Raw genomic sequence first — 24,537 nt, forward strand, 5'->3', positions numbered from 1 at the left:
TTCCGGGGCTGACACTTGAGTTCTGGGCGGTCAGAGAGGATCGGGACAGATAAACATGGCAGAAAACTTCGCGGGGACGCCGATCGGTCCCTGGGCAAACTCCACCGCAATGCCCGATGCTGGCAAATTGCGGCCCGATGACTATGTCATTAGCGGTTCAAATACGCTGGTTGCCGCGGCCAATCCGCTGCTGGTGCTGATTCCGCAAATTCGCAATACCCGCTCGCATCCGTCGCCCACCCAATTGCGTGAACACCTGGTCGATGAAGTGCGTCAGTTCGAATTGCGTGCGCAGCACGCAGGCATACGCAACGAGACGATTCTTGGCGCGCGTTATTGCCTGTGCACGGCGCTGGATGAAGCGGCGGCGCTCACGCCCTGGGGTGGTGGCGGGATGTGGTCTGCCAATAGCCTGCTGGTCACCTTTCATAACGAGACCTGGGGTGGAGAAAAATTCTTCCAGCTGCTGGCCAAGCTGTCGCAGAATCCGGCGCAGCACATTGACCTGCTGGAACTGCTTTACTATTGCCTGGTGCTGGGCTTCGAAGGCCGCTATCGGGTGGTGGACAACGGTCGCTCGCAACTGGAAACATTGCGCCAGCGCCTGTTGCTTATCTTGCGCAACGCGCGTGGCCAATATGCCGCTGCACTGTCTCCACACTGGCAGGACGCGCCCATTTTAAACAAGGTGCGGCGCCTGCCGATTCCCTTGTGGGTATTTGCCGTGCTGGCCGCTGCGCTGGGTTTTCTGTCGTTCCTTGGCCTGCAGTGGAGCCTGGGCGACCGTTCGGACAAACTGTTTGCAGATGTCATTAAAATCAAACCGCCAACGGTACAGATCAGCGCGCCGCAGATCAAGCGCGAGCCGGTCAAAACCGACAGGATTGCGCCGTTTCTTGCACCTGAAATACGCGAGAATTTGCTGACTGTGCGTGATGAGGCCGATCGCAGCGTGATTGTGCTGCGCGGCGACGGTTTGTTCGAATCCGGCGCCGATGCCATTCGCTCCCAATATCTGCCTGTGCTCTCACGCGTGGCCGATGCGCTCAATGCGGTACAGGGCAATATCCTGGTCACCGGATATAGTGATAATGTACCGATCAAAACCATTAAATACCCGTCCAATTGGGAGCTGTCCCAGGCCCGTGCCGATGCCGTTAAAAAGCTGCTGGATGAACGCCTGAACAATAAATTGCGAGTACGTGCCGAGGGCCGTGGAGAGGCTGATCCGGTGGCGCCGAACGATACGCCGGAAAACCGGGCGCGCAATCGGCGCGTGGAGATCACTTTGCTTGTTTCGCCTGTTGCGCCGGGCTCGTCTGCCCCGGCTGATCCGTCTGCCATGCCCGAGCGGGGAGCGAACCGATGATCAGCCGCTTCTTCAGTTTTCTTTTCAGTCGTGGTCTGTGGGTTTTTCTCGGACTGCTGGTCATCTCGTTCCTGATCTGGACGGTGGGCCCGAGCCTGTCGGTCAATAACTGGTATTTGCTCGATTCCCAGGAAGTGCGTCTTTGGGTGATCGGCACGATCTGGGGCATCTGGCTGCTGCGCATTATCTGGCGCAAGTGGCGTGAAGGGCGGCTGAACGCGCAACTGCTGGGTCAATTGCGCAAGCCCAGGCCCGAAGCCGAACTCAAGGCAATGCCCGAAGCCGAGCGCGCCGAGATCAAGGTCCTGTCCGAACGGTTCGACGAGGCCATTACACTGTTGCGCAATTCGCGTTTCGAAGCCGGCGAGAACAAGTCGCCGCTGGCGCGCTTTTCCAAGCAGTATTTGTATCAATTGCCCTGGTATGTGTTTATTGGTGCGCCGGGCTCGGGAAAAACCACTGCACTGGTCAATTCAGGTTTGAATTTCCCCCTGGCGGACCGTTTCGGCAAAGTGGCCCTCAAGGGCATTGGCGGCACCCGCAATTGTGATTGGTGGTTTACCGATGAGGCCGTGTTGCTGGATACGGCAGGCCGCTATACCACACATGAAAGCGATCCGACTGGCGATGAGCAGGAGTGGAAAGGGTTTCTGAACCTGCTGACCAAGTATCGCGGTCGCCAGCCGATCAACGGTGTGATGCTGACGGTGAGCGTGGCCGACCTGCTGAGTGCGACCGACACGGAACGGGTGGCGCACGCCGCTGTGCTGCGCCGTCGGTTGCAGGAGCTGCGTGAAGAATTGGGCATTCATTTTCCGGTGTATGTACTGGTCACCAAAACGGATTTGCTTTCCGGGTTCGAAGAATATTTTGCAACTTTCAGTCGGCAGGAACTGGATCAGATCTGGGGTTTTACGATTCCGTATGAACAGGCGCAAAAGCCGGACTTCAAGCTGATGACTGCCTATGACGCCGAGTACGAACTGCTGCAGAAACGGCTGTACGAAGCGCTGCCGGATGTGCTGGCTGCCGAGCCGGACGAAACCCGACGGCTCTGGCCTATCTGCTGCCGCAACAGTTTGCCGGCCTGCGCCAGGTGCTGGGGCATTTCCTGAGCGATGTCTTTTCCAGTTCCAAGTTTGAATCGGTAGTGATTCCCCGCGGCATTTATTTCACCAGTGGTACGCAGGGTGGCCAGACATTTGATCAGGTCACGGGTCAGCTTAAGAAATACCTGAAAATCGAAGGCATCCGGGAACAGGGATCAGCATTCCGCTGGAAACGGGTAAAAGCTACTTTCTGCATAATCTGCTCAAGGACGTGGTCTTTCCCGAGTCCATGCTGGCCGGCCTGAACCTGAAATGGGAACGCCGCTATCGCACGATCCAGTGGGGTGGCTATGTGCTGCTGACTGCTGTTCTGGCCATTTGCCTGCTGGCATGGCTCAACAGCTATCGGAACAATCGTAATTATCTTACGCACGTAGGTGACAAGCTGCCGGGCTTTAATCAACTGAGCCGGGACATCAAGATTACCGAATCGGGCGATGTGCTGGGTCTGGTGCCGTTCATGAATGCGACGACCGAACTGCCCAATGGCAAAGACTTCCCGGTTGAGAGTCCGCCAGTCTGGAATACTTTTGGTTTGTATCAAGGCAGCAAAATTGCTGCGGCGGCCAATAGTATTTACGATGAGACAATCAAGCAAGTCCTGTTGCCGCAAGTGTCGCGACGGATTGAAAATGCGCTGGAAAACGCACCGCCGGACGATCTGGAATACTCATACGAGGCCTTGCGCGCCTATCTGATGATGTACGATACCGAGCATTATGATCCGTCGTTTCTGCAATCATGGGTGCTGTCCGATATGCAGAAAATTCTGCCTGCCGGCTACACCACACAGGATTATGATCAGCTCAAGCTGCATATCAACCGGTTGTTCAACAACGGCGTGATGTCTTCGCCGTTTCCCAAGAATGATGCGCTGATCGAACGGGTGCGCGGCAATCTTGATCGCCATGCGCTGTCCGAACGGGTGTACAGCCGCATGCTGCGCCTGTTGTCGGGCCAGAGCCTGACGCAAAGCACATTTATTACACTGGGTGGTGCCGAAGCCTCTGCGGTTTTTTTTCGCAAAAGCGGCAAACCCCTTAATGAGGGGATCCCCGGGCTGTATACCTATAACGGTTATTGGAACGTCTTTAGCAAGAGCGTGGAAAATGTCGCCACGCAATTGCGCGAGGACGATACCTGGGTGCTGGAGGTCAAGGCAGGCAGCTTTGCCGACGGCAGCAATCGCAAGCTGTTCGAGGATGTAAAAAAAAGATACTTTGACGACTACGTGCAGTACTGGGACAACTATCTGGCCGATGTGTCGGTACGCAAACCCCAAACCATGCTGCAGAGCATAGAGATAGCCCGCAGCCTGTCCTCGTCCAATTCACCGCTGGTCAAGTTTGTCAAAGGGGTTGCCCTGGAGACCACGCTGCTGCGCGAGGATGAAGAGAATCAGCGCTCGCTGATCGATCGGGCGCGGGAACGGGTGACCGGCTCGACCCAATCGCTCGAGTCCATGTTCGGCGCAACAGGGATAGACAATCCGATACGCAGAGATGCGACCCAGGAGAAGCTGGAAAAAATTGTCGATAACCATTTTGTGCAGTATCGTGAACTGGCCCGCAGTGCCGGACAGGGCGTGCCTCCGCCAATTGAGGGTACGACCGGGCTGCTCAATGAGCTCTATACCTATCTGACTGCGGCCGATACCGCCTTGCGTAGCCAGAGTCCGCTGCCACCGGCAGATGTCCTGACCAAGCTGCAGGCCGAAGCAGGGCGGGTGCCACCTGCGGTCGGCGGCGTGCTGACAGACCTGTCGGTTACCGCTTCACGACAAGTGGCTGGGGTTCGTCAGGAAAAGGTGGGCGAAGATGTGAATGCAGTGCTCGGCAATTTCTGTCGCCGTTCGATTGCAGGCCGCTATCCGTTTGGCAATTCATCCAAGGATGTGGCGCCTAATGACTTTGCGCGTTTCTTCGGTCCCCAGCAGATGATGGACCAGTTTTTCCGCGAAAATCTGTCTAGCCTGGTCGATATGAGCGGTGGGAAATGGCGCTTCAAGCCCGGTATTGATGGCAGCAAAGGGGGCGTTGCAGGCTTTCTGGACTCCTTTGAAAAGGCAGCGGTCATTCGTGATGTCTATTTTGCGGCCGGAAAATTAGAGCCTTCATTCAAGGTTGCGGTTCGTCCGATCGATATGGATCCGGAGATTACGCAGATGGTAATGGAAGTGGACGGACAGACGCTGACATACGCCCATGGTCCCCAGGTGGGTACGACCATGGAGTGGCCCGGTAAGCAGGGCAGCAACCAGGTTACGATCAGTCTGCAACCGCAAATCGGCACCTCGGGCATTTCTGCGTCAGGGCCCTGGGCGCTGAACCGTTTGCTGGACCGTGCCAGCCAGCGTCAGGGGCGCTCGCCGGAAGTGACGATCGCCACCTTCAATATCGGTGGTCGTCGGGTGACCCTGGAGTTTGCCGCCTATTCGGCCAAGAGTCCGTTTCGCCTGAGTGATATGCGCAGTTTCCGATGTCCGGGGAAGGGTTAGATATGGGCCAAATCAGTATTGACCAACTTTCCGAATCGCTGGGTTGGTATGGAAAAATGCCTTCCAGTGGCGATTTTGTGCATCGACGACTCGATCAGAGCCTGATCGGCTGGTGGCACCGCTGGCTCAGCTCCGGTCTGGTTGCCATGCATGAGTCGGTATTGCTGTCGGCAGAGCAGGAATACCTGAGTGCACCTATCTGGAATTTCCTGATTCCCGCCTCGCTGGGCTGCGATATGGTGCAAATGGGCTGTCTGGCGCCAAGCCGCGACCGGGTGGGGCGCGCCTATCCGTTGCTGGCTGTTTTATATGTGCCGACAACGCAATATGAAGCGCAGCAGGTATCGGGCTCGGGGCGGTTTTACGAACATCTGGGACGCAGCCTGCTGGCTGCCGTCGGACATGGTTGCTCGGCCACCCAGTTCGAGCAGAATATCCAGGGGGCTCGCGGCACCTTGACGCAAATGCTGACACGCGCCTCTACGCAAATGGTAGAAGACGATGGCAGCAGTGATATTCTGGACATTCTGAACGGCGGCCATGAGACGGCACCAATTGAAAAACTGGACCAGAACGACTCGCGCTGGCCGGAGCTGGCGCTATGCTTTAACAGTGACGCACACAATAGTTACTGGTGGACCAACCAGGCCAATGGAGCTGCGCAAAAGTCCATGGTGCATGGCGGTGCGTTGAATATCCCGCTGTTCAATTCGCTGTTTATCACACACACCAATTTCAGATTGTAGCTATTTACCGATTAATGCATTTGACAAGCCTGGCATAGGAAACAACATTATGGCGACCTCGTTACAGGACCTTATACGCAACGTCGACCCCGCATGGCAGCCTCTGGAAAAGACCGGGCTGGGGACAGGATCTGCATCACAGGGACAGCTGGAAGATTTGGTGCTGGATTTACTACCGCAACTGAAGGCACTGCATGCACAGCAGTATGTCTATGGCCTGTGGTCCCTGCAAACGGTGTTTCTGGATCCGGTAGGCCGTGCCAAGCTGCTACCCGGTGTCGGTCAGCCTTTTGTCAAGCAGGGAACTCACGTTGTACCGGGAACGGAGCCCTTTTCCGCCATCGAACTACAGACCGATGATGCGGCCTGGCGTATTGGCCCCTGGACCGATGTTTACGGCCTGGGCGCCCTGCTGCGGGCCATGATTTGCGAACAGACGCCGCAAAGTCCGGTGCGTCGTTTTGTCAAGGACACGCAGGAGCCGCTGGCGGCAGCAGCACCCGCAGGCTATTCGCGTCAGTTTCTGCGTACGGTGGATCTGAGCACGGTGCTGCAGTCTGCCTTGCGTTTGCAATCGGTTGATGAACTATCAGCATGATGGGCTTGTCGGCCTCCAGCCAGAGTATGCCGGCGGCGCCTTCGACATCGGGCGGCATTACGGTGCCCGGTGCAGTTGCAGGTGGCCTGGCCGCCCAGGGAATACTGAGCCCGGCAGCGGGCAGCGGCAGAGGTGAGGGCGAGGGCGCGGGAGAAATTGAAGGAAGCGGGCAGCGACCTGTTGCGCAGCAGGAATCGACGCATCAGGCAGAGCAGGCGCGACAGGCGCAAATCGCTCAGGAAGAGGCTCGGCGTCAAGCCAGGAGGCAGAAGCCGCGAAGATTGAACAGGCTCGGCAAGCCCAAGCCAGTAAGCAAGCGGCCAGGCAGGAACAGATCCGGGCGGAACAGACAAGAGCGGAACAGGCAAGAGCAGAACAGGCCAGGATAGAACAGGCTCGGGCAGAACAGGGCGCGGGCAGAACAGGTGCGAAGCCAGTCGGGCGGCATTGCGGCCACGGCATCCCCGAGCGAGCGAGCGCACGAATCGCAACCAGATCACGATGACAATGAACGCGCCAGACTGGCCACCATGGGCGTAGCCGGTGCGATGGGCGCTGCTCATGTGGCAAATGCCCAGAGCCGTGCTGATGATCAGGCTGCGGCTGACCATGCTGGGAAAAGCAACGAGACTGCATCATCGGACACGCCGACAAATGCAGGCGCTGGCGACCAAAAAGCCGCGGCTGATCATCGTGGCGCTGCGCCAAATGAGACAGGCAGCAGCGGCGGATCCGGTTCTCCACCCGATGCCTCCGAGGGCGGTAGCTCTGCATCTGCCCCACCGCCGCGCGAGGATAAAAAGAATGCGCCGGTATTGTTGATTGCGCTTGTGCTGGCGGCCATCGCAGCAGGCGCCTATTTCGGTTTTGGTGGTCAAAAAGAGACCGATACACCCCCCGTGGCGACGACCAATGAACCGGCAACGCCGCAGGCGCCCGCTACTACCGCAACGCCATCAGCGGCGACGACCGATCAGGCTGGCGAGACTTCGTCTGCCACGGCGCAGACGCCTTCCGAGGCTGCGCCAGCAACTGATACGGCTTCAACGGCCGATAATGCTGCATCTACAGACGCCGGCAATACCGAGAGCCTGGCCGCATCGGGTGCGACCGGACAGCCTTCGCCGGCTGCTGCGCCAACGGATGAAGCATCAGGTCAGAACCAGGCCGCCAGCAATCCAGCGCCTGTGACCAATTCGGCACCAGCAGCGGCGACCACGACGCCGGCCCCTGCCGAATCGGCTTCGGGTATGGACAATGCGCAGTCGGCTGCAGCAACAGCGGGCACGACGCCGTCGGCAACGGGCGCCAGCCCCATGCCAACCGAGCAAGGCAATGCATTGAGCGCCATGGGTGAGACCGCAACACAGACGCCAGGCGCTGCGGGCAGCACCGCTGCCAGCGATCAGGCCGCTGCAGAACAGGCGCGTCGTGAGCAGGAGGCGCGACGCATTGAAGAAGCAACCAAGGCAGAAGAAGCGCGTCTGGCTGCGGCAAGCCAACAATCGCCATCAGCGACAGCACCTGCAGCAGAGACGGCCGCTGGTACAACTACCAGCACCTCAACTGCATCTGATACAGCAGCCTCATCGACAACGTCTGATACAGCCCCCCAGACCGCAGCATCAGGCGCACCAGTACGTTTGTTCAGGAGACGCCCTCCGCTGGCGCGGGCAGCACCAGTTCGACTGCCGGCGCAGCGACGCCGACAGAAAATGGCGCGCCAGCCGCTACCGGGTCTGAAACTGCAACCAATAACGCAGGCGGTACTACTACTGCAGCCACGGCTGCGAGTGCCGCCGGTGCTGCAAGCGCGGCTGCTGCGGACCAACCATCCACAGCGCAAAACGCAGCGCCGGCTTCAGGCACAAGCGAGTCCGTTGAAATGAAAGCGGCTGATGCCGCGCGCGAAGAGGAGGCGAACCAGGCCAAAGAGCTGGCAGCGCTGCAGAAAGCGCGCGAGCAGGATGCGCGCCTGAAAAAAGAGCGTGAACGCCGGCTTGCGGCCCAGGCACGTGCCGAGCGAAGTGCAGATACTACACGCAGTACTTCAAGAGGAACGGTTTCCTTTGTAATACGACCCTGGGGCAATGTGTTCATCAACGGGCGTTCTCGCGGCGCGAGCCCGCCATTTCGCAGTGTGCGGTTGGCGCCAGGCACCTATAATGTCATGATCACAAACGGGGATTTGCCGCGTTATGTCCGGGTGATTACCGTCAAGGCGGGTGAAAATATCACCGTTGTACACCAATTCCAGTAACATGCGAGGTACGATCAATCACTAATACGGATGTTCACGGAATGAAAAGGGTAGTATTGCGCAGGTTTTTGCTTCCAGGAGCCTGTGTCGGATTCTTGCTGCTGCATGCTTTTCCGGCCTCGGCACAAAGTGCGGGTGGCTATAAGCCCGAGTATTCGCTTTCCTTTGTATCCGATGAACGGATTGCCATCGGGCGCACGGCCAAACGCTGGCGCGAGCTGGTGGCAGAAAAAACCGAAGGGCGCGTCAACATCCGCATGTATCCCAACGCTTCGCTGGTCAAAGGCGAGCAGACCCGTGAAGCGACGGCGGTGCGCCAGGGGGTGGCAGATATGGCTGTCGCTTCGGCCAGCAATTGGTCCAGCCAGTTTCGTGCGCTGTCTATATTTTCCCTTCCTTTTTTTGTTCCCGATATTGATGGGACAGCGGCATTGATTCGTGGCAACCTGGGCAGCCTGGTGCGTGACAATATGGACAAGGCGGGCATTGTGACCCTGGCCTGGGGTTCCTCGGGCTATCGTCAGCTAAGTAATGCGCTGCGCCCGGTGCAGGCGCCTGCCGACTTGAAAGGCATGCGCATCCGTGTCATTGGCTTGCCGCTGTTCATGGACTTTTTCAAAGCCCTGGGCGCTGCGCCGGTGCAATTGAATCTGACCGGGGTGCCCGATGCGCTGCAGAAAAAGGCCATCGATGGCCAGGATAATCCGCTGTCGGTGTTTACCGGTTTCAAGTTCAATGAAATGGGCCAGAAATACCTGACGGTGTGGAATTATCCGGCAGAGCCGATTTTTATCGCAGTCAATAAAAATGTCTGGAATAACTGGTCGCGTGAAGACCAGCAACGGGTGCGCGAAGCAGCCGAGCAGGCCATGAGCGAAACCGCGCCAATTCTGACATCGCAGGCAGCAGCCCAGGCCGTGGACGTAACGGTTGGCCAACTGGAGCAGGCCGGTGTGCAAGTGACGCGCCTGACTGATCAGCAGAAAGCGGCATTCAAAAATGCCGCGGCCGGGGTGCTGCAGAATTGGTCCGAAAGAATCGGCCAGGATTTGATTACCATCGCCAATGCCGATATCAAGCGCGGGCCGACATTGCCGCCAGGCAGTGATCCGGCTATTGTGCCGGACTCTGCCGTACCGGCTTCGCCGAATCCGGAGCCGCCGCCCGTTGATGGGGCCGCCCCTGCGGCAACGGGCGCCGAACCGGATAAGGCAGGGCAGAGTACACCTGCCGCTACCGGTACTGGTGGCTAACGCCAGCGCACTTGCCCGGCAACCCTTAAGCGATTGTCATCAGGCTTGCATTGCCGCCTGCCGCTGCGGTATTAGTGCTGATGCTTTGTTCGTGCACCAGGCCGCTGACGGCATAGCGACGCCCCTGGGCGATTTCATCGGTTTGCAGGCCCTGGGCAATAACGATAGGCCCTTTTTTTGCGGCCAGTTGCAAGTTCAACCGGCGCAGGGTATCGCCATCGCCTTCGAACAATGCCGCATCCAGGGCCGCCTCGTCGATCCGTTCTTCGGCAATAAATTCAATGCGCTGACGGTTTTCAGCATTGGTGACCGTGCCAATCCATTCCCGTACTGAAGGTGCATCCACAAACAAGGCCTGGTTGCCGGTTTCTAGAATTTGCTCCAGCTGCAGGCGTGCGCCTTCGATTGATGCCGGCCAGGCCAGCACGGTACCCCGGGGCACCAGGCGATAGACATTGGTTTCCCCGGTGGGGCCCGGCAAGAGCGTGCCGGCAGGATTGATACCGGGCAGGTCGATGCCTCTTGGCATAGCGTCGTTGCCCTGGGAAAGCAGGCGATACAAGTACAGAGGCCGCCCGCTTTGGGGCCGGTTCCCGACAGGCCCTGGCCGCCGAAAGGCTGAACGCCTACCACAGCGCCCACGATATTACGGTTGACATAAATATTACCCGCATGGATACGGTTGCTGACACGGGCGATGGTTTCATCGATGCGCGAATGGATGCCGAAAGTCAGACCGTAGCCGGTCGCATTGATTTTGTCGACCAGAGCATCCAGCTCCTGGCGTTTGTAGCGTACAACGTGCAGCACGGGGCCGAATACTTCGCGCTCAAGCTCGCTGATGTCATTGAGTTCGATGATTGCCGGTGAGACAAAAGTGCCTTTTTCGGTGGCCGCGTCCATGGGTAATTGCTCCACCACATGTCCGGACTGGCGCATTTTAAGGATATGGCGTTCGATAATCTGGCGCGCCTGCGCATCGATGACCGGGCCGACATCGGTCGACAGCAGGTCGGGGCAGCCAACGGATAATTCCTTCATGGCGCCCTTGATCATGGTCAGTACGTGATCGGCTGCGTCTTCCTGAATACACAACACGCGCAGGGCAGAGCAGCGCTGACCCGCAGAATCAAACGCGGAGTTCAGGACATCGTAGACAACTTGCTCTGCCAGGGCAGAGGAGTCTACGATCAGGCGTTCTGGCCGCCGGTTTCGGCAATCAGCGGGATCGGATGGCCGTGATTGTCCAGGCGGCCGGCCAGTTTACCGGCAATAATGCGGGCCACTTCGGTGGAACCGGTAAACATCACGCCACGAATGTCCGGGTGCGACACCAACTGGTCGCCCACGGTTTCACCTGCGCCAGGCAGCAGTTGTACCGCTTCTTTGGGGATGCCGGCTTCATGCAGGATGGCCACGGCCTGCGCGGCAATCAATGGCGTTTGTTCGGCCGGCTTGGCCAGTACGGTGTTTCCGGCAGCCAGCGCGGCGCTGACCTGTCCGGTAAAGATCGCCAGCGGAAAGTTCCAGGGGCTGATGCACAGTACCGGTCCCAGTGGACGATGATGGTCTTCATTGAAGCTGTCTTCGATCTGGTCTGCATAATAGCGCAGGAAGTCTACGGCTTCGCGCACTTCTGCAATGGCGTTGGGCAGCGATTTGCCGGCTTCGCGCACGATCAGCCCAAGCAAGGGCTGCATGCGTGACTCGAGCAACTGCGCAGCGCGGCGCAAGGCACGGGCCCGGTCTTCGATGGGCGTGGCTTGCCAGATGGGCGCCATTGTGGTGGCTGCGGCCATGGCCTGGTCCACATCCTGCACACTCGCTTCAATCACTTGCCCGACCACATCGCGATGGTCGGCGGGGTTGAGCAGCGGCTTGCGGTTTGCCGTGTCGGCCTCGCCGCTGTCAGCGTTATACAGCGTGGGTGCAGCCAACCAGGGTTGGGTCGCGCCATTGAGCAGCGCTGCGGCAAGCGAGCCCAGGCGATGTTCATTGCTCAGGTCCAGGCCGCTGGAATTGCGTCTGCCGGGTTTGCCATCGATGCTGTACAAATCGCGCGGCAGCGGAATTTTCTCGTGCGGTGCCCCCAGCGGCGTAATGGTGGTGGCCACCTCAATTGGATTGGCAACCAGCGTATTGATATCTATGCTGTCGTCGCCGATCTGATTGACAAATGACGTATTGGCGCCGTTTTCCAGCAGGCGTCGCACCAGATAGGCCAGCAATGTTTCGTGTGTGCCAACAGGCGCATAAATGCGGCAGGGGCGATTCAGCTTTTTGCTGCCGACCACTTCGGAATACAGCGGTTCGCCCATGCCATGCAGACATTGGAATTCGTATTGGCCCGGGTAGTAATTGTTTCCTGCCAAGTGATAAATGGCAGCCAGCGTTTGCGCATTGTGCGTGGCAAATTGCGGGTATACGGCGTCGGGCGCAGACAGCAGTTTGCGGGCGCACGCCAGGTAGGAAACATCGGTGTAGACCTTGCGCGTATACACTGGATAGCCTTCCAGGCCGTCCAGTTGCGCGCGTTTGATTTCGGTATCCCAGTAGGCGCCTTTGACCAGGCGGATCATCAGGCGATGGCGGGTGCGGCGGCCAAGATCAATGACGTAATCAATGACATGCGGCGCGCGTTTCTGATAGGCCTGGATCACAAAGCCGATGCCGTTCCAGCCTTCGAATTCACGGGTCGCGCAAAGCGCTTCCAGCAGATCCAGTGAGAGCTCAAGCCGGTCGGCTTCTTCGGCGTCGATGTTCAGACCCACATCGTAGGAGCGGGCCAGGCGCGTTAGGGCAACCAGGCGCGGCAGCAGCTCGCTCATGACGCGATCGCGCTGGGAGCGGGAGTAGCGGGGGTGCAGGGCGGACAGTTTGATGGAAATGCCCGGCCCCTCATAAATGCCACGTCCGCCAGAGGCTTTGCCGATGGCATGAATCGCCTGTTCGTATGATTCATAGTAACGTTGCGCATCGGCCGCCGTGGTGGCGGCTTCGCCCAGCATATCGTAACTGTAGCGAAAGCCCTCGGCCTCGAATTTGCGGCTGTTGGCCAGGGCAGACGAAATGGTCTGGCCCGATACAAATTGTTCGCCCATCATGCGCATGGCCATGTTCACGCCCTGCCTGATAAGCGGTTCGCCGCCTTTGGCGATCATGCGTGTGAGGGCTTTGGACAAATTCTGCTCGCTGTTGACGGCCACCAGTCTGCCCGTGAGCATAAGCCCCCAGGTAGCGGCGTTCACGAACAGGGAGGGAGAGCTGCCCATATGCGATTTCCAGTCGCCATGGCTGATTTTGTCGCGGATGAGCGCATCGCGCGTTGCGCGGTCCGGGATGCGCAGCAGCGCTTCGGCCAGACACATGAGCGCGACGCCTTCCTGGCTGGACAGGGCAAATTCCTGAATCAGTCCTTCGACACCGCCGCCGGGGCTTTTTTCTTTAAGCGATTTGACCAGCTTGATCGCCAGTTCCCGTGTCTGTTCTGGCTTGACCAATGAGGCCTGTTCCAGCAGCAATGGCACGCATTCAGGCTCGGGCCGGCGATAGGCCGAGGTAATGGCGGCGCGCAGCACCGATTGCGGCTGTACGTCCTGGCCAAACTCGTAAAAGGGCGGCTTGCGGTTGTCCTGTGGGTAGGTCACGGCGCCGTCGCTGTCTGTGGCGGCTGGCGCCAAATGCCGCAGTTCGTCGGGCGTCAGACCGCGTTCGATCTGTTCCAGATACGTAATTAACGCCTGTTTATGCAGCCAGTGCGGCGTACAGTTCAGTTTGTCTGCGTGATATTGAAGGCGATTTTTCAGGTCGGTATCGACCTTGATGCCTAGTGTAGTAGTCGTAGCCATATGCAACTCAAGTCTGGTTCGGGTGATGACGCTGAGCGTACCGAATCTGAGGCTAAAATAATATTAGGGTTAACCCTTAATTTTTAGGTTAACCTTTGGATTTATTGAATTATTTGTTTGTATTTGATCTGACGCGGTTCGGGTTAACCACAGCGGAGATGTTGCTGGGGCAAGGGGCGGTGTTGGCTAGACTGTCGCGTTGCGAGCGGCGCTCGGAGTGACTGAAACCGGGTGCAGCCCGGCGCCCGCGAATCCGCATCGCACCAACGAATGGTATGGTCAGCAGGGGCAAAGCGATAGGGTGCCCCGTCTGTCCGCTGGCCAGCTAATGCTCGCCGATTGTAGCTGCTCGGCGGCCTACCCGGTTGCTGTTTACAGTAGTGTGCCGCCCAGCGAGCCGGCGACCAGCAGGCTGCCAGTCCAGATATTGGCGCGAAACAGCGCAAAGCTGCGGCCCGGATTGTGTATATCAAAGGTAGACAATTGCCAATAAAAATGCACGGCAATAGCCAGCATAAATACGTAATAAAGCCAACCGAACCCCAGCATGATGCCAGGCACGGTCCACAAGACAACGGTGACGGCGTAAAACCCGATAAGCCAGACCAGCCCCTGGTCCCTGAAGCGCAACGCGGTAGATCGCAGCCCCAGTTGTTCATCGTCCTTCATATCGGTGTAGGCGTAGATGGTGTCGTAGCCGATCTGCCATGTGACCGCGCCCATCCACATGAGAACAGCAGCCAGCGGTACCGTGTTGGTGGTGTCGGACCAGGCCATCAGCATTCCCCAATTGAAAGCGATGCCCAGCACCAGTTGCGGCCAGTAGGTAAAGCGCTTGCACAGCGGGTAGATAAACACCAGCGGCACCAGGCTACCGCCAGCCAGCGACTGTAGCTATTGATGAAAAACAGCAGCAGAGCGGCTGCCACCAGTTGCGCAAGCAGAAAGATAAGGGCCTGTTTGAGCGACACCTGACCGCTGGTTAACGGGCGGAAACGGGTGCGTTCTACATGTTTGTCGAAGTTGCGATCACAAATGTCATTGATGGTGCAGCCTACGCTGCGCATGAGCAAGGCGCCCAGACAGAAGACCACAAAGCGTAGCAGTGTAGGCACGCCGTGCTGGGCCTGGATCAGCGCTGCGATGCACGGCAGCAGCGTAAGCCACGTGCCAACCGGGCGGTCCAGTCGGCACAGCCGCGCATACGGCGCCAGGCAGCGGGCAGATAATGCTCCACCCAGTCGTTGTGGCGAATGTCGTTAAGATCAGAGTGAGTGCTGGACATGGTGTGTGCTGAGTGTCGCCGGGTTCACGGCGTATTTGATGCTGAAAAGATGATTTTAAAGGTTTTGCCGGGCAAGAGGGCTGTGCGGCTGGCGTGAGGTAATTTCCTGCGACGCTGGCAGTGGTTTTTGCTGGCAAGGCCTGCTTTGTGGATACAATCGAAGTCCCGCGGTATGGTGTTGTCGATAATGCCTGCCAGTCAATGTCGCTGTTTGTTGTGCGTGGGCGCCTCGCTTTGAGCCCGTCTTTTCGCAACTGCGGCGCTCACTCTATCCAAAACAGATTATGTTCAGTTTCGATCATTCTTCCGGCTTTGAGTCGGTGCCGGCCATGTACGACACACTGGTTTCCCAGGCGCGCGCGCTATTTGACGGTGAACCCAGCCATATAGCCAACGCAGCCAATCTGGCAGCGCTGGTGTATCACACCGTGCCCGATCTGAACTGGGCTGGTTTTTATTTTTACGATGGCAATGAGTTGGTGCTGGGGCCTTTTCAGGGGAAGATCGCCTGCGTGCGCATCGCGATGGGTAAAGGCGTATGCGGAACGGCTGCGGCGACCGGACAAGCCAGTTGGTGCCGGATGTATTCGCCTTTGCTGGTCATATTGCCTGCGATGCGGCATCCCGTTCGGAAATTGTTATTCCCTTGTTCCGGGATGATAAGCTGATTGGCGTCTGGGATGTGGACAGCCCCAAGCCTGACCGCTTTACCCAAGAGGACAAAGCAGGAATGCAGGCGCTCTGCCAGGTATGGCTGGATGCCGGCGACAACGCCGGGGCGTAGCCTGCCCGATCGTGCACAGATAAACCCTTATTTGCCTGTGTTTCGATTGAAATCTTTATGGAGATGTCCGTAAAATCGCCCCATTTCGTTAGTAACAAATAAAGGATAATAATGCCGGACAAGATCGAGTTGATCGCAACGGTGCTGTTTGCGATTGCCATTGTGCACACCTTTTCGGTGCCGTTTTTTGCCAGAAGAGCACATCGGGGCGGACCGCACTCAGGCTTGTGGCATGCCTTTTCCGAAGTGGAAGCCGTGTTCGGCTTATGGGCGGCCATTCTGATCATTTTCATGGGCGTGACCGGCGGGCTCGAGAGCGCCGTCAAATATATGGACAGCCGAAACTTTACCGAGCCGCTGTTCGTATTTGCCATCATGGTTGTTGCCGCCAGCCGGCCTATTCTTGTCATGGTGGGCACAACGGTGCGCTATCTGGCCCGCGTGCTGCCCCTGCAGACTTCGATTGCCACCTTTTTTCTGACGCTCACGCTGGTGCCGCTGGCCGGATCGTTTATTACCGAACCGGCCGCGATGACACTGGCCGCCTTGCTGCTCAAGCGTGCGTTCTTTGATCACAGCAGCCACACCCGGTTCAAATACATGGCCGTGGGCGTGCTGTTCGTCAATATTTCCATCGGCGGGGTGCTTACTTCCTATGCGGCGCCGCCGGTGCTGATGGTGGCCAGCTCATTTGGCTGGGACACAGTGTACATGGCGACCCATTTCGGCTGGAAAGCGGCGCTTGCGGTCGTGATCAATGCCAGCGTGCTGACCTTTTTGATGCGCAAGGAGCTGGTGGTGGCCGGTGAGCATGCGAATGAGCAGACCCGGAGCAATAGTGACGAACGCGCGCCAATACCGTGGTTTGTCATTCTGATTCATCTGGCATTTCTGGCCAGCATTGTGATTTTCGCGCATCATCCGGCCATGTTCATGGGATTGATGATGCTGTTTGTCGGCTATTGCTCGGCCTACGAACATTATCAGGATAAGCTGATGATCAAAGAGGCGCTGATGGTAGCGTTCTTTCTGGCCGGCCTGATTGTGTTGGGCGGGCTGCAGCAATGGTGGCTGCAGGATCTGCTGGCAGGATTGTCGCCTGCGATGCTGTACTGGGGTGCAACGGCATTGACTGCGATTACCGATAACGCTGCATTAACGTATCTCGGCTCACTGGTGGAAGGCACCAATGAGCTCTGGCGCTATATGCTGGTCGCGGGTGCGGTGACCGGCGGTGGCCTGACGGTGATCGCCAATGCGCCCAATCCGGCGGGGTTCTCTATCCTCAAGGGATGCTTTCCTGACGAGGCGATTTCACCCAAATATCTGTTGCTGGCAGCGCTGGTTCCCACGCTGGTAGCAGCGGCCATGTTTTTGCTGCCGGTGCAACTTCTGGGAAATACAGGCCTGTAAATTGCGATAAAATAAGGGGTTAATTTGGGGATAAGTCCCTAATCGAGTCCCTAACTTTGGGATGAGCCCCATATTCTTTTCCGTGGACGTCCCATTTTTTGGATCGTCCGGTTTCGGGCTTGTATCCCTTTTCACCCTGTTTTTTTGCGAGTTCGTTGTGCCTATTTATGCATATAAATGCAGCGCCTGCGGCCATGCCAAGGATGTGCTGCAAAAGATGTCCGATGCGCCGCTGACCACCTGTCCCGAGTGTGGCCAAAGCACGTTTTCCAAGCAGGTTACTGCTGCCGGCTTTCAGCTCAAAGGCTCTGGCTGGTACGTAACTGATTTCCGCGGCGGCGGCAATGGCGCCGCCACTGCGCCGGCCAAGTCCGACGCCGGCGGTGCCGGTCAGAGCGCGGCCCCTCCGGCAGCTGCGCCGGCCTCATCTTCATCTGAAGGCAGCGCTGCATAATTTGCCGTCTGCCAGCGGCGGCACAGTGCCTTGGGCCCGTGCCGCTTCAAGCATTTACACAAAATCAAAGAATTTCGGAGCATTTTTCATGCGTACCTGCTACACCGGTCAAGTCAGCCTTGATCAGCTGGATCAAACTGTCACCCTTTTCGGTTGGGTGCACCGCCGCCGTGATCATGGAGGCGTGATTTTTATTGATCTGCGTGACCGCGAAGGCATTGCCCAGATCGTATTCGATCCCGATAATGCGCAGGCCTTTGCTATCGCCGAAGAAATCCGTAACGAATACTGCATTCGCATTACTGGCCTGGTGCGCCGCCGCCTGAAGGCACCTCCAACAAGGAGCTGGTCTCGGGTGAAATCGAAGTGCTGTGCCGCGAAGTTGAAGTGCTTAATGCGTCCGTCACACCACCGTTCCAGCTTGACGACGAAAACCTGTCTGAAACCACGCGCCTGACGCATCGCGTACTGGACCTGCGCCGTCCGCAAATGCAGCGTAACCTGATGCTGCGCTATCGGGTTTCCATCGAAGTGCGCAAATTCCTGGATGGACTCGGGTTTATCGATATTGAAACACCCATGCTGACCAAAAGCACACCGGAAGGCGCGCGCGATTATCTGGTGCCGTCACGTGTACATGACGGCCAGTTCTTTGCCCTGCCGCAGTCGCCCCAGCTGTTCAAGCAAATGCTGATGGTGGCCGGCTTTGACCGTTACTATCAGATCGTCAAATGCTTCCGCGATGAAGACCTGCGTGCCGATCGCCAGCCTGAATTCACCCAGATCGATTGCGAAACTTCATTTTTGAACGAAGAAGAGATTCGTGAGATTTTTGAAGGCATGGTGCGCCATGTATTCAAACAGGTGCAGAATGTGGATCTGGACGCAACCTTCCCGATCATGAGCTGGGACGAAGCCATGCGCCGTTTCGGTTCCGACAAGCCGGACATGCGTGTCAAGCTGGAGTTCACCGAGCTGACCGACGTGATGAAAGACGTGGAGTTCAAGGTGTTCTCTGCCGCCGCGGTTCAGCCGGGTGGACGTGTCGTCGCATTGCGCGTACCCGGTGGCGCCGAGTTGTCACGCAAGGAAATTGACGACTACACCCAGTTTGTAAGCATTTACGGTGCCAGGGGCCTGGCATGGATCAAGGTCAACGACCCGGCCAAGGGCCGCGAAGGCCTGCAGTCGCCCATCGTGAAAAACCTGCATGACGCCGCGATCAATGAAATTCTGCAACGTTCGGGCGCTGCCGCCGGCGATATCATTTTCTTTGGCGCGGACAAGGCCAAAGTCGTGAACGACGCCATGGGCGCCTTGCGTGTCAAGCTGGGCCACAGTGACTTTGCCAAGTCTGCCGGCCTGTTCGAAAACAGCTGGAAGCCGTTGTGGGTGGTTGATTTCCCGATGTTCGAGTATGACGAGCAAGAGGGTCGTTATTTCGCCGCGCATCACCCCTTCACCAGCCCGAAAGATGGTCACGAAGATTTTCTTACCACAGATCCGTCCAAGGCTTATGCCAAGGCATATGATCTGGTGCTCAACGGCTGGGAAATCGGCGGCGGTTCGGTCCGTATCCATCGTGAAGAAGTGCAAAGCAAGGTATTCCGTGCCCTGAACATTAGCGACGAAGAAGCCCGCGCCAAATTCGGCTTCCTGCTGGATGCGCTGCAGTACGGTGCGCCTCCGCATGGCGGCCTGGCCCTGGGGCTGGATCGCCTGGTCACCATGATGGCCGGTGCCGAATCCATCCGTGATGTGATTGCCTTCCCGAAAACACAACGCGCGCAGTGTCTGCTTACGCAGGCGCCTTCGCCCGTCGATGAAAAACAATTGCGTGAACTGCATATTCGTTTGCGTAATAAAACAGTCGTCGAATAAGCCGGAGAAAAGCCAGAATCTGATTCTGGCTTTTTTTTCGCCCATTTGCGGCGTGTATCTGTTGTGCCGCTGCGTAACCGGATCAGTGGGCCTATAATTTTGTTATTCTGCTGTTCAGTTCCTATTTGTTTATACGCCAGTGGCAAGGACCTGCCTGCGGGCGTGTACCCGCCATCCGTTCATTGAAATTTCAGGAGAGATGTAATGACAACCGAAGTACAAACCTCACTCGCCGGCAAAGTGGCATTGGTTACCGGCGCGGCCAGCGGCCTGGGCAAGGAAATTGCCGAAACCTATGCCAAGGCAGGTGCCGCAGTGGGCATTGCAGACCTGAATCTGGACGGCGCCAATAAAGTGGCAGAGCAAATTAACGCCGCCGGCGGCAAAGCCTTTGGCATTGCCATGGACGTGACCGACGAGGCGCAGGTGAATAAGGGCGTGGATGATCTTGTCGCGCACTTTGGCGCGCTCGATATCCTGGTGTCAAATGCAGGCATCCAGACTATTGAGTCTATCGACAAGTTCGAGTTTGCAAAGTGGAAGAAAATGCTTGCCATTCATCTGGATGGTGCATTTCTGACCACCAAAGCGGCCTTGCAGCATATGTACAAGGCAAAGAAAGGCGTGGTCATTTATATGGGATCGGTGCATTCGCATGAGGCCTCGAAACTGAAAGCGCCTTATGTGACTGCCAAGCACGGCCTGCTCGGGCTGGCCCGGGTGCTGGCCAAAGAGGGCGCAGCCCACAATGTGCGCTCGCATGTGATTTGTCCCGGTTTTGTGCGCACGCCGATCGTGGAAAAACAGATTCCGGAGCAGGCCAAGGAATTGGGTATTTCGGAAGAAGAAGTGGTCAAAAACGTCATGCTGGCCGGTACCGTGGACGGTGAATTTACGACGCCGCAGGATATTGCGCAGACGGCCCTGTTCCTGGCTGCGTTTCCCAATAACGCGCTTACCGGTCAATCGGTCGTGGTCAGCCACGGCTGGTTCATGCAGTAAGGCATATTATGGTTCAGTTGCCCGAGTACGAGCGGATTGCGCTGGTTTTGCAGGGTGGGGGCGCGCTTGGCGCCTATCAGGCTGGCGTATTCGAAGGTCTGGAGCAGGCCGGGATAGAGCCCAACTGGATTTCCGGTATCTCCATTGGTGCGCTTAACACCGCCATCATTGCCGGAAATCCGCCGGGCAAACGGGCGCAACGGCTTCGTGAGTTCTGGGATACCATCTGCCAGCCCAATAATGGGTTTGGGCTGATGCCGTGGCTGGAGCAGAGCCTGTTCCGCTTCAATGACCTGACCCGTAGCAGTTTGTCAGCCATGTATGGCATGTCTGCCATGATGGACGGGCAAAAAGGCTTTTTCACGCCGCGCTTTCCGCCGCCCTCGTTGTATACGAAAGGCAGCGTGGAGCATACCGGTTTTTATGATATGGCGCCATTGCGCGAGACGCTTGAACGGCTGTGCGATTTTGATCTGATCAACCAGGGGCATCTGAACGTGTCGGTCGGCGCCGTCAACGTGCGCACCGGCAATTTCACCTATTTCTGCAACGACAAGCACCGCCTGACAGCGGCGCATTTTATGGCCTCTGGCGCATTGCCGCCGGCCTTCGCGCCGGTTCTGATCGATGGCGAGTATTACTGGGATGGCGGCATCATGTCCAACACGCCGCTGGGCTATGTACTGGATGCGCAAGTGAATGCCGATACTCTGGTCTTCCAGGTGGATTTATGGAGCGCCCGCGGGCATTTGCCCGACAATATGCTGCAGGTCTATGACCGGGTCAAGGAAATCCAGTACTCCAGCCGTACCCGGCTTGTCACCAATCAATGGGCGCGCACGCAGCGTATGCGCTCGGTCATGGCCAAAGTGCTGGAGCAGTTGCCGGACAAGCACGGGCTGGATGCGGAAACCCTGGAAATGGCGCGGGCGATTGCCGACAGCAAGCACTGCAATGTGATTCAGCTTATTTACCGCGATCGCGAGTACGAATCGTACAACAAGGATTATCAGTTCGGCGTGAGTGCCATGCGCGATCACTGGAAATCCGGGCTTAAGGATATCCGCAGTACGCTATCGCACCCCGACTATCTTGCCATGCCCGATAATGATATTTCATTTGTGACGCATGACATTCATCGCAATCAAAGCGAAGCAGCCCGCAAGAGAAAGTTCTGAGCAGGGCGAAGTGTTTGGGCAAGCAATCGCGATCGACTCCGTGCAGGCGGGCAGGCGCGGCGGAATCATAATCCGCCGATGCAGACGCCGGTTTGGGTTTTATAGGGGGAGACGCCACTTGACAAACGAACCCGTCAGTTTTTCATGAGAAAGTGATGTATTGCCGAGTCATGTGCATGGGCGTTCATTAGCCGTTTTTTTTGTCAGGTCAGCGCCGGGTTAACCATTAAACGGGCAACTTTTGGTTGCTTATGCTGCTTGGCTTTTTCAAGATCGTATTCAGCTTGTAAGGCGATCCAGAAGCGGGCGGAGCTAATGCCCGCTGTTTCCAGTCTGATTGCCAAATCGGGCTAATTCCCGCCTTTCCATTAATTACGCGTGAAAATGCGGTTCGAGACATGCCTAATTTTTCAGCAGCATCGCTTACCGTCAGACCCAACGGAACAATGACATCTTCACGCAAAATGACGCCAGGATGTGGGTGGTTCAGTATGTTCATATGCTACTCCTTAGTGATAGTCCAGATAGTCGACAAGCTCAACATCTGTTCCCACAAAAACAAAAATCACACGCCAATTTCCATTGACGCTAACGGACCAGGAACCCTTCAAATCCCCCTTCAATGGATGTAGATCATATCCAGGTAAGTTCATGTCAGAAGGCGCTTGGGCAACGTTCAATGAGCGCAATATTCGCCCTAGTTTAGCGGCATGGGCTGCTTGAATGCCGCGTGTTGAAGCTGTGCGGAAAAAAATTTCAAGTCCTTTGTGGCGAAAACTTTTTATCATTCCCCCGTTTTCCTTTGGGCTATCAATTCATTGTTTTATTGTACTGTGTGCCGCTACGCGGTGCAAGTGGCCTGAATCTTTAATATAGGTGGATCAAGTAGAATCAGTTGGTTTTAACGCCGAATCAAGGTAAACATCAGGCAGTTTTGTTTGAAAAAATGAATTATTTTTTGCCTGTTTTGTGCTTGATTCGGCGTTGGCTGGGTATCTCCCTGCGTCACTGCTGCGCAAACGTATTGCACTGTTTCATATCGCCGCCGGCCAGGCCGCGCTTGAACCAGCTCATGCGCTGCTCTGAAGAGCCATGCGTAAAGGAGTCAGGCACCACATAACCCTGGGCCTGCTTCTGGATATGATCATCGCCAACCGCTGCGGCAGCGTTCATGGCTTCCTCAATGTCGCCGTCTTCAATAATCGTGCCTTCTTTCTGCAGTTCATGTGCCCAGATTCCTGCAAAGCAGTCTGCCTGCAGTTCGACGCGCACCGACAGATCGTTGGCCTGGCGCTCGTTCATGGAACTGCGCGCCTGGGCCATTTTATCCATGACGCCCAGAAGATTCTGCACATGATGCCCAACTTCGTGAGCCAGTACATAGCCCTGTGCAAAGTCGCCCTGCACGCCCATTTGCGCCCCCATTTGATGAAAGAAGCTCATGTCCAGGTACACCTTGCGATCCTCAGGGCAATAAAACGGCCCCATCGCTGCCTGACCCACACCGCAGGCGGAGCGGGTAGCGCCGGAGTAGAGTACCAGAGCCGGATTCTGATAGGTGCCGCCATTCTGCTTGAAAATGCCAGTCCAGACGTTTTCGGTGGTTTTGAGCACCTTGGAAATAAATACTTTGTCCTTGTCATTGGCAACCGGCTGGCCGGCTTGCTGTGACTGGCCGGCGGGTTCCTGCATGATATCGCCGCCGCCCAGAATGGTCATCGGATTGATGCCCAGAAAGTACCAGGCGGCCAGTGCAACAACGATCGTGCCAATGCCGATCTTGCCCCCACCCAGCCGCATGCCGCCACGGCCAAAGCCGCCGGATCCGCGGCGGTCTTCCACATTGCTGCTTTGTTCCTGATCGTCTAATCGCATCTTGATCCCTCTGTTGCAAGCCCACCGCAAATGAAACAGGCAGGTGGTTTTTTTATTTGAAATTGTGTGACTGCGCCCCGATTTTATACGGGAACGCCGGGCAAATTGGGGCAAATCACGTAACCGAATGCAAGATCTGCAGTCCAGCTCAAATCACAAGGGGTACCCGGTTGTCATTCTTTTGTGGGTTTTCACGATTAAAATAGGATCATGAAAAATATGTTCAATTGTGTTGTTTTCGGCGCGCCGGGCTATTCCGGCGATTGTTATGTGAATGGTGGATACGGACGGACCATTGTTGCGGAACGGCCAATCCGTTGCCGTGAGGGGCGCCGTCATCATGGATGATATTATCCGTGCCATTACCATTTACGCCATTCCGCTGATTTTTGCCATTACGCTGGCCGAAGCGGCACGCGGCTTTGTCGCCCACAAGCTGGGAGATCGCACGGCCTTGATGCTGGGTCGCCTTACCCTTAATCCGGCCAGGCATATCGATCCCATCGGCACCATTCTTGTGCCATTGCTGCTGATCGCCGCCAACCCGGGTTTTGTGGTGGGCTGGCCCAAGCCAATTCCGGTGAACGAGGCGCACTTTGCCAACCCGAAGCGCGACAGTATCCTGCTGGCGCTGGCCAGGCCCGTGGCCAATCTGCTGATGGGCATTTTGTGGGTGATTACGGCGCGTGTGCTGCTGGGCTTTGGCCTGCTGGACAGTTACTGGTGGAAGGTGGCTATCGCCGGCTTTACGCTCAATATCTTCCTGATGGTCTTTAACCTGCTGCCTATTCCTCCCATGGACGGCAGCCGCATTATCGCCGGCTTTTTGCCTGCAAAATGGGCCATCGCCTATCAGCGGCTGGAGCCCTACGGGTTTTTCATTGTGCTTGGTCTGATCGCCTTTGGTTTGTTGCAGGTCGTGCTGCTGCCGGTCATCAGTGTCGTGCTTGACCTGCTTGGGCGTCTGTTTCTGTTCGGATAAGAA

The 24,537-nt window shown here is 57.0% G+C and carries 16 protein-coding genes and 5 pseudogenes; 16 read left to right on the top strand and 5 right to left on the bottom strand.

What is annotated here, in order from left to right; genetic code table 11:
• Window positions 1-55: 55 nt before the first annotated feature.
• From TKWG_RS03440 to dctP, 9 genes and pseudogenes are all read left to right on the top strand, one after another.
• Complete coding sequence (locus tag TKWG_RS03440; RefSeq protein ID WP_014749486.1) at window positions 56-1,369, top strand: DotU family type VI secretion system protein; 1,314 nt, start codon at window positions 56-58, stop codon at window positions 1,367-1,369.
• Window positions 1,366-2,723 (top strand): annotated as a pseudogene (tssM, locus tag TKWG_RS25735) (type VI secretion system membrane subunit TssM). The gene TKWG_RS03440 and the pseudogene tssM (TKWG_RS25735) overlap by 4 nt, the downstream one beginning before the upstream one ends.
• Complete coding sequence (gene tssM / locus TKWG_RS03445) at window positions 2,690-4,975, top strand: type VI secretion system membrane subunit TssM (protein WP_264300270.1); 2,286 nt, start codon at window positions 2,690-2,692, stop codon at window positions 4,973-4,975. The pseudogene tssM (TKWG_RS25735) and the gene tssM (TKWG_RS03445) overlap by 34 nt, the downstream one beginning before the upstream one ends.
• A 2-nt stretch (window positions 4,976-4,977) precedes the next feature.
• A complete protein-coding gene (gene tagF, locus TKWG_RS03450; RefSeq protein ID WP_014749487.1) occupies window positions 4,978-5,721 on the top strand; it encodes a type VI secretion system-associated protein TagF in 744 nt (247 codons plus the stop codon).
• Between the two features lie 49 nt (window positions 5,722-5,770).
• Entirely contained in the window at window positions 5,771-6,319 is a 549-nt protein-coding gene (locus tag TKWG_RS03455) for a serine/threonine-protein kinase (protein ID WP_041708965.1), read from the top strand.
• Window positions 6,316-6,708, top strand: a complete 393-nt coding sequence (locus tag TKWG_RS03460) for a hypothetical protein (RefSeq protein WP_014749488.1) — start codon at window positions 6,316-6,318, stop codon at window positions 6,706-6,708. Before TKWG_RS03455 ends, TKWG_RS03460 begins: the two co-directional genes overlap by 4 nt.
• A 36-nt stretch (window positions 6,709-6,744) precedes the next feature.
• Window positions 6,745-8,208 carry a hypothetical protein gene (locus TKWG_RS03465; RefSeq protein WP_041708966.1) on the top strand — a complete coding sequence of 488 codons (1,464 nt, stop codon included), beginning with the start codon at window positions 6,745-6,747 and terminating at the stop codon, window positions 8,206-8,208.
• The gene (locus TKWG_RS03470; RefSeq protein WP_041708968.1) at window positions 8,205-8,579 is read left to right on the top strand and encodes a hypothetical protein; all 375 of its coding nucleotides are present in this window, start codon (window positions 8,205-8,207) and stop codon (window positions 8,577-8,579) included. Before TKWG_RS03465 ends, TKWG_RS03470 begins: the two co-directional genes overlap by 4 nt.
• Before the next feature lie 95 nt (window positions 8,580-8,674).
• Window positions 8,675-9,832: a TRAP transporter substrate-binding protein DctP gene (gene dctP, locus TKWG_RS03475; RefSeq protein WP_014749489.1), complete on the top strand. Its 1,158-nt coding sequence runs from the start codon at window positions 8,675-8,677 to the stop codon at window positions 9,830-9,832.
• 25 nt (window positions 9,833-9,857) lie between these two features.
• Here dctP and putA read toward each other — a convergent pair.
• Together putA and ubiA are read right to left on the bottom strand one after the other, a co-directional pair.
• Window positions 9,858-13,680 (bottom strand): annotated as a pseudogene (gene putA / locus TKWG_RS03480) (trifunctional transcriptional regulator/proline dehydrogenase/L-glutamate gamma-semialdehyde dehydrogenase).
• A 372-nt stretch (window positions 13,681-14,052) separates the two neighbouring features.
• A pseudogene (ubiA, locus tag TKWG_RS03485) lies at window positions 14,053-14,965 on the bottom strand (4-hydroxybenzoate octaprenyltransferase).
• Between the two features lie 284 nt (window positions 14,966-15,249).
• On the opposite strand from ubiA, the pseudogene TKWG_RS03490 reads away from it, so the two are divergent.
• From TKWG_RS03490 to TKWG_RS03515, 6 genes and pseudogenes are all read left to right on the top strand, one after another.
• Window positions 15,250-15,749: pseudogene (locus TKWG_RS03490) on the top strand (GAF domain-containing protein).
• 111 nt (window positions 15,750-15,860) lie between these two features.
• Window positions 15,861-17,162, top strand: a complete 1,302-nt coding sequence (locus TKWG_RS03495) for a putative Na+/H+ antiporter (RefSeq protein ID WP_014749493.1) — start codon at window positions 15,861-15,863, stop codon at window positions 17,160-17,162.
• 157 nt (window positions 17,163-17,319) lie between these two features.
• Window positions 17,320-17,616 (top strand): FmdB family zinc ribbon protein, encoded by a 297-nt coding sequence (locus TKWG_RS03500; RefSeq protein ID WP_041709816.1) that lies wholly within the window; start codon window positions 17,320-17,322, stop codon window positions 17,614-17,616.
• Between the two features lie 88 nt (window positions 17,617-17,704).
• Window positions 17,705-19,497 (top strand): annotated as a pseudogene (aspS, locus tag TKWG_RS03505) (aspartate--tRNA ligase).
• Window positions 19,498-19,701: 204 nt separating this feature from the next.
• Window positions 19,702-20,499 (top strand): 3-hydroxybutyrate dehydrogenase, encoded by a 798-nt coding sequence (locus TKWG_RS03510; protein WP_014749496.1) that lies wholly within the window; start codon window positions 19,702-19,704, stop codon window positions 20,497-20,499.
• An 8-nt stretch (window positions 20,500-20,507) separates the two neighbouring features.
• Window positions 20,508-21,677 carry a patatin-like phospholipase family protein gene (locus tag TKWG_RS03515; protein ID WP_014749497.1) on the top strand — a complete coding sequence of 390 codons (1,170 nt, stop codon included), beginning with the start codon at window positions 20,508-20,510 and terminating at the stop codon, window positions 21,675-21,677.
• A gap of 226 nt (window positions 21,678-21,903) precedes the next feature.
• Here TKWG_RS03515 and TKWG_RS03520 read toward each other — a convergent pair whose 3' ends face one another.
• The 3 genes from TKWG_RS03520 to ypfJ form a co-directional block, all read right to left on the bottom strand.
• Window positions 21,904-22,176, bottom strand: coding sequence for a helix-turn-helix transcriptional regulator (locus TKWG_RS03520; RefSeq protein ID WP_014749498.1), 273 nt, complete (start codon window positions 22,174-22,176; stop codon window positions 21,904-21,906).
• A 10-nt stretch (window positions 22,177-22,186) separates the two neighbouring features.
• On the bottom strand, window positions 22,187-22,465 hold the full coding sequence (locus TKWG_RS03525; protein ID WP_014749499.1) for a type II toxin-antitoxin system RelE/ParE family toxin: 279 nt from the start codon (window positions 22,463-22,465) through the stop codon (window positions 22,187-22,189).
• Window positions 22,466-22,682: 217 nt separating this feature from the next.
• The gene (ypfJ, locus tag TKWG_RS03530) at window positions 22,683-23,552 is read right to left on the bottom strand and encodes a KPN_02809 family neutral zinc metallopeptidase (protein WP_014749500.1); all 870 of its coding nucleotides are present in this window, start codon (window positions 23,550-23,552) and stop codon (window positions 22,683-22,685) included.
• A 340-nt stretch (window positions 23,553-23,892) separates the two neighbouring features.
• Here ypfJ and TKWG_RS03535 point away from each other — a divergent pair, with 340 nt between their 5' ends.
• Window positions 23,893-24,534, top strand: coding sequence for a site-2 protease family protein (locus tag TKWG_RS03535; RefSeq protein WP_041709819.1), 642 nt, complete (start codon window positions 23,893-23,895; stop codon window positions 24,532-24,534).
• Window positions 24,535-24,537: the final 3 nt, after the last annotated feature.

It is taken from the genome of Advenella kashmirensis WT001, from assembly GCF_000219915.2.
Taxonomy (GTDB): domain Bacteria; phylum Pseudomonadota; class Gammaproteobacteria; order Burkholderiales; family Burkholderiaceae_B; genus Advenella; species Advenella kashmirensis.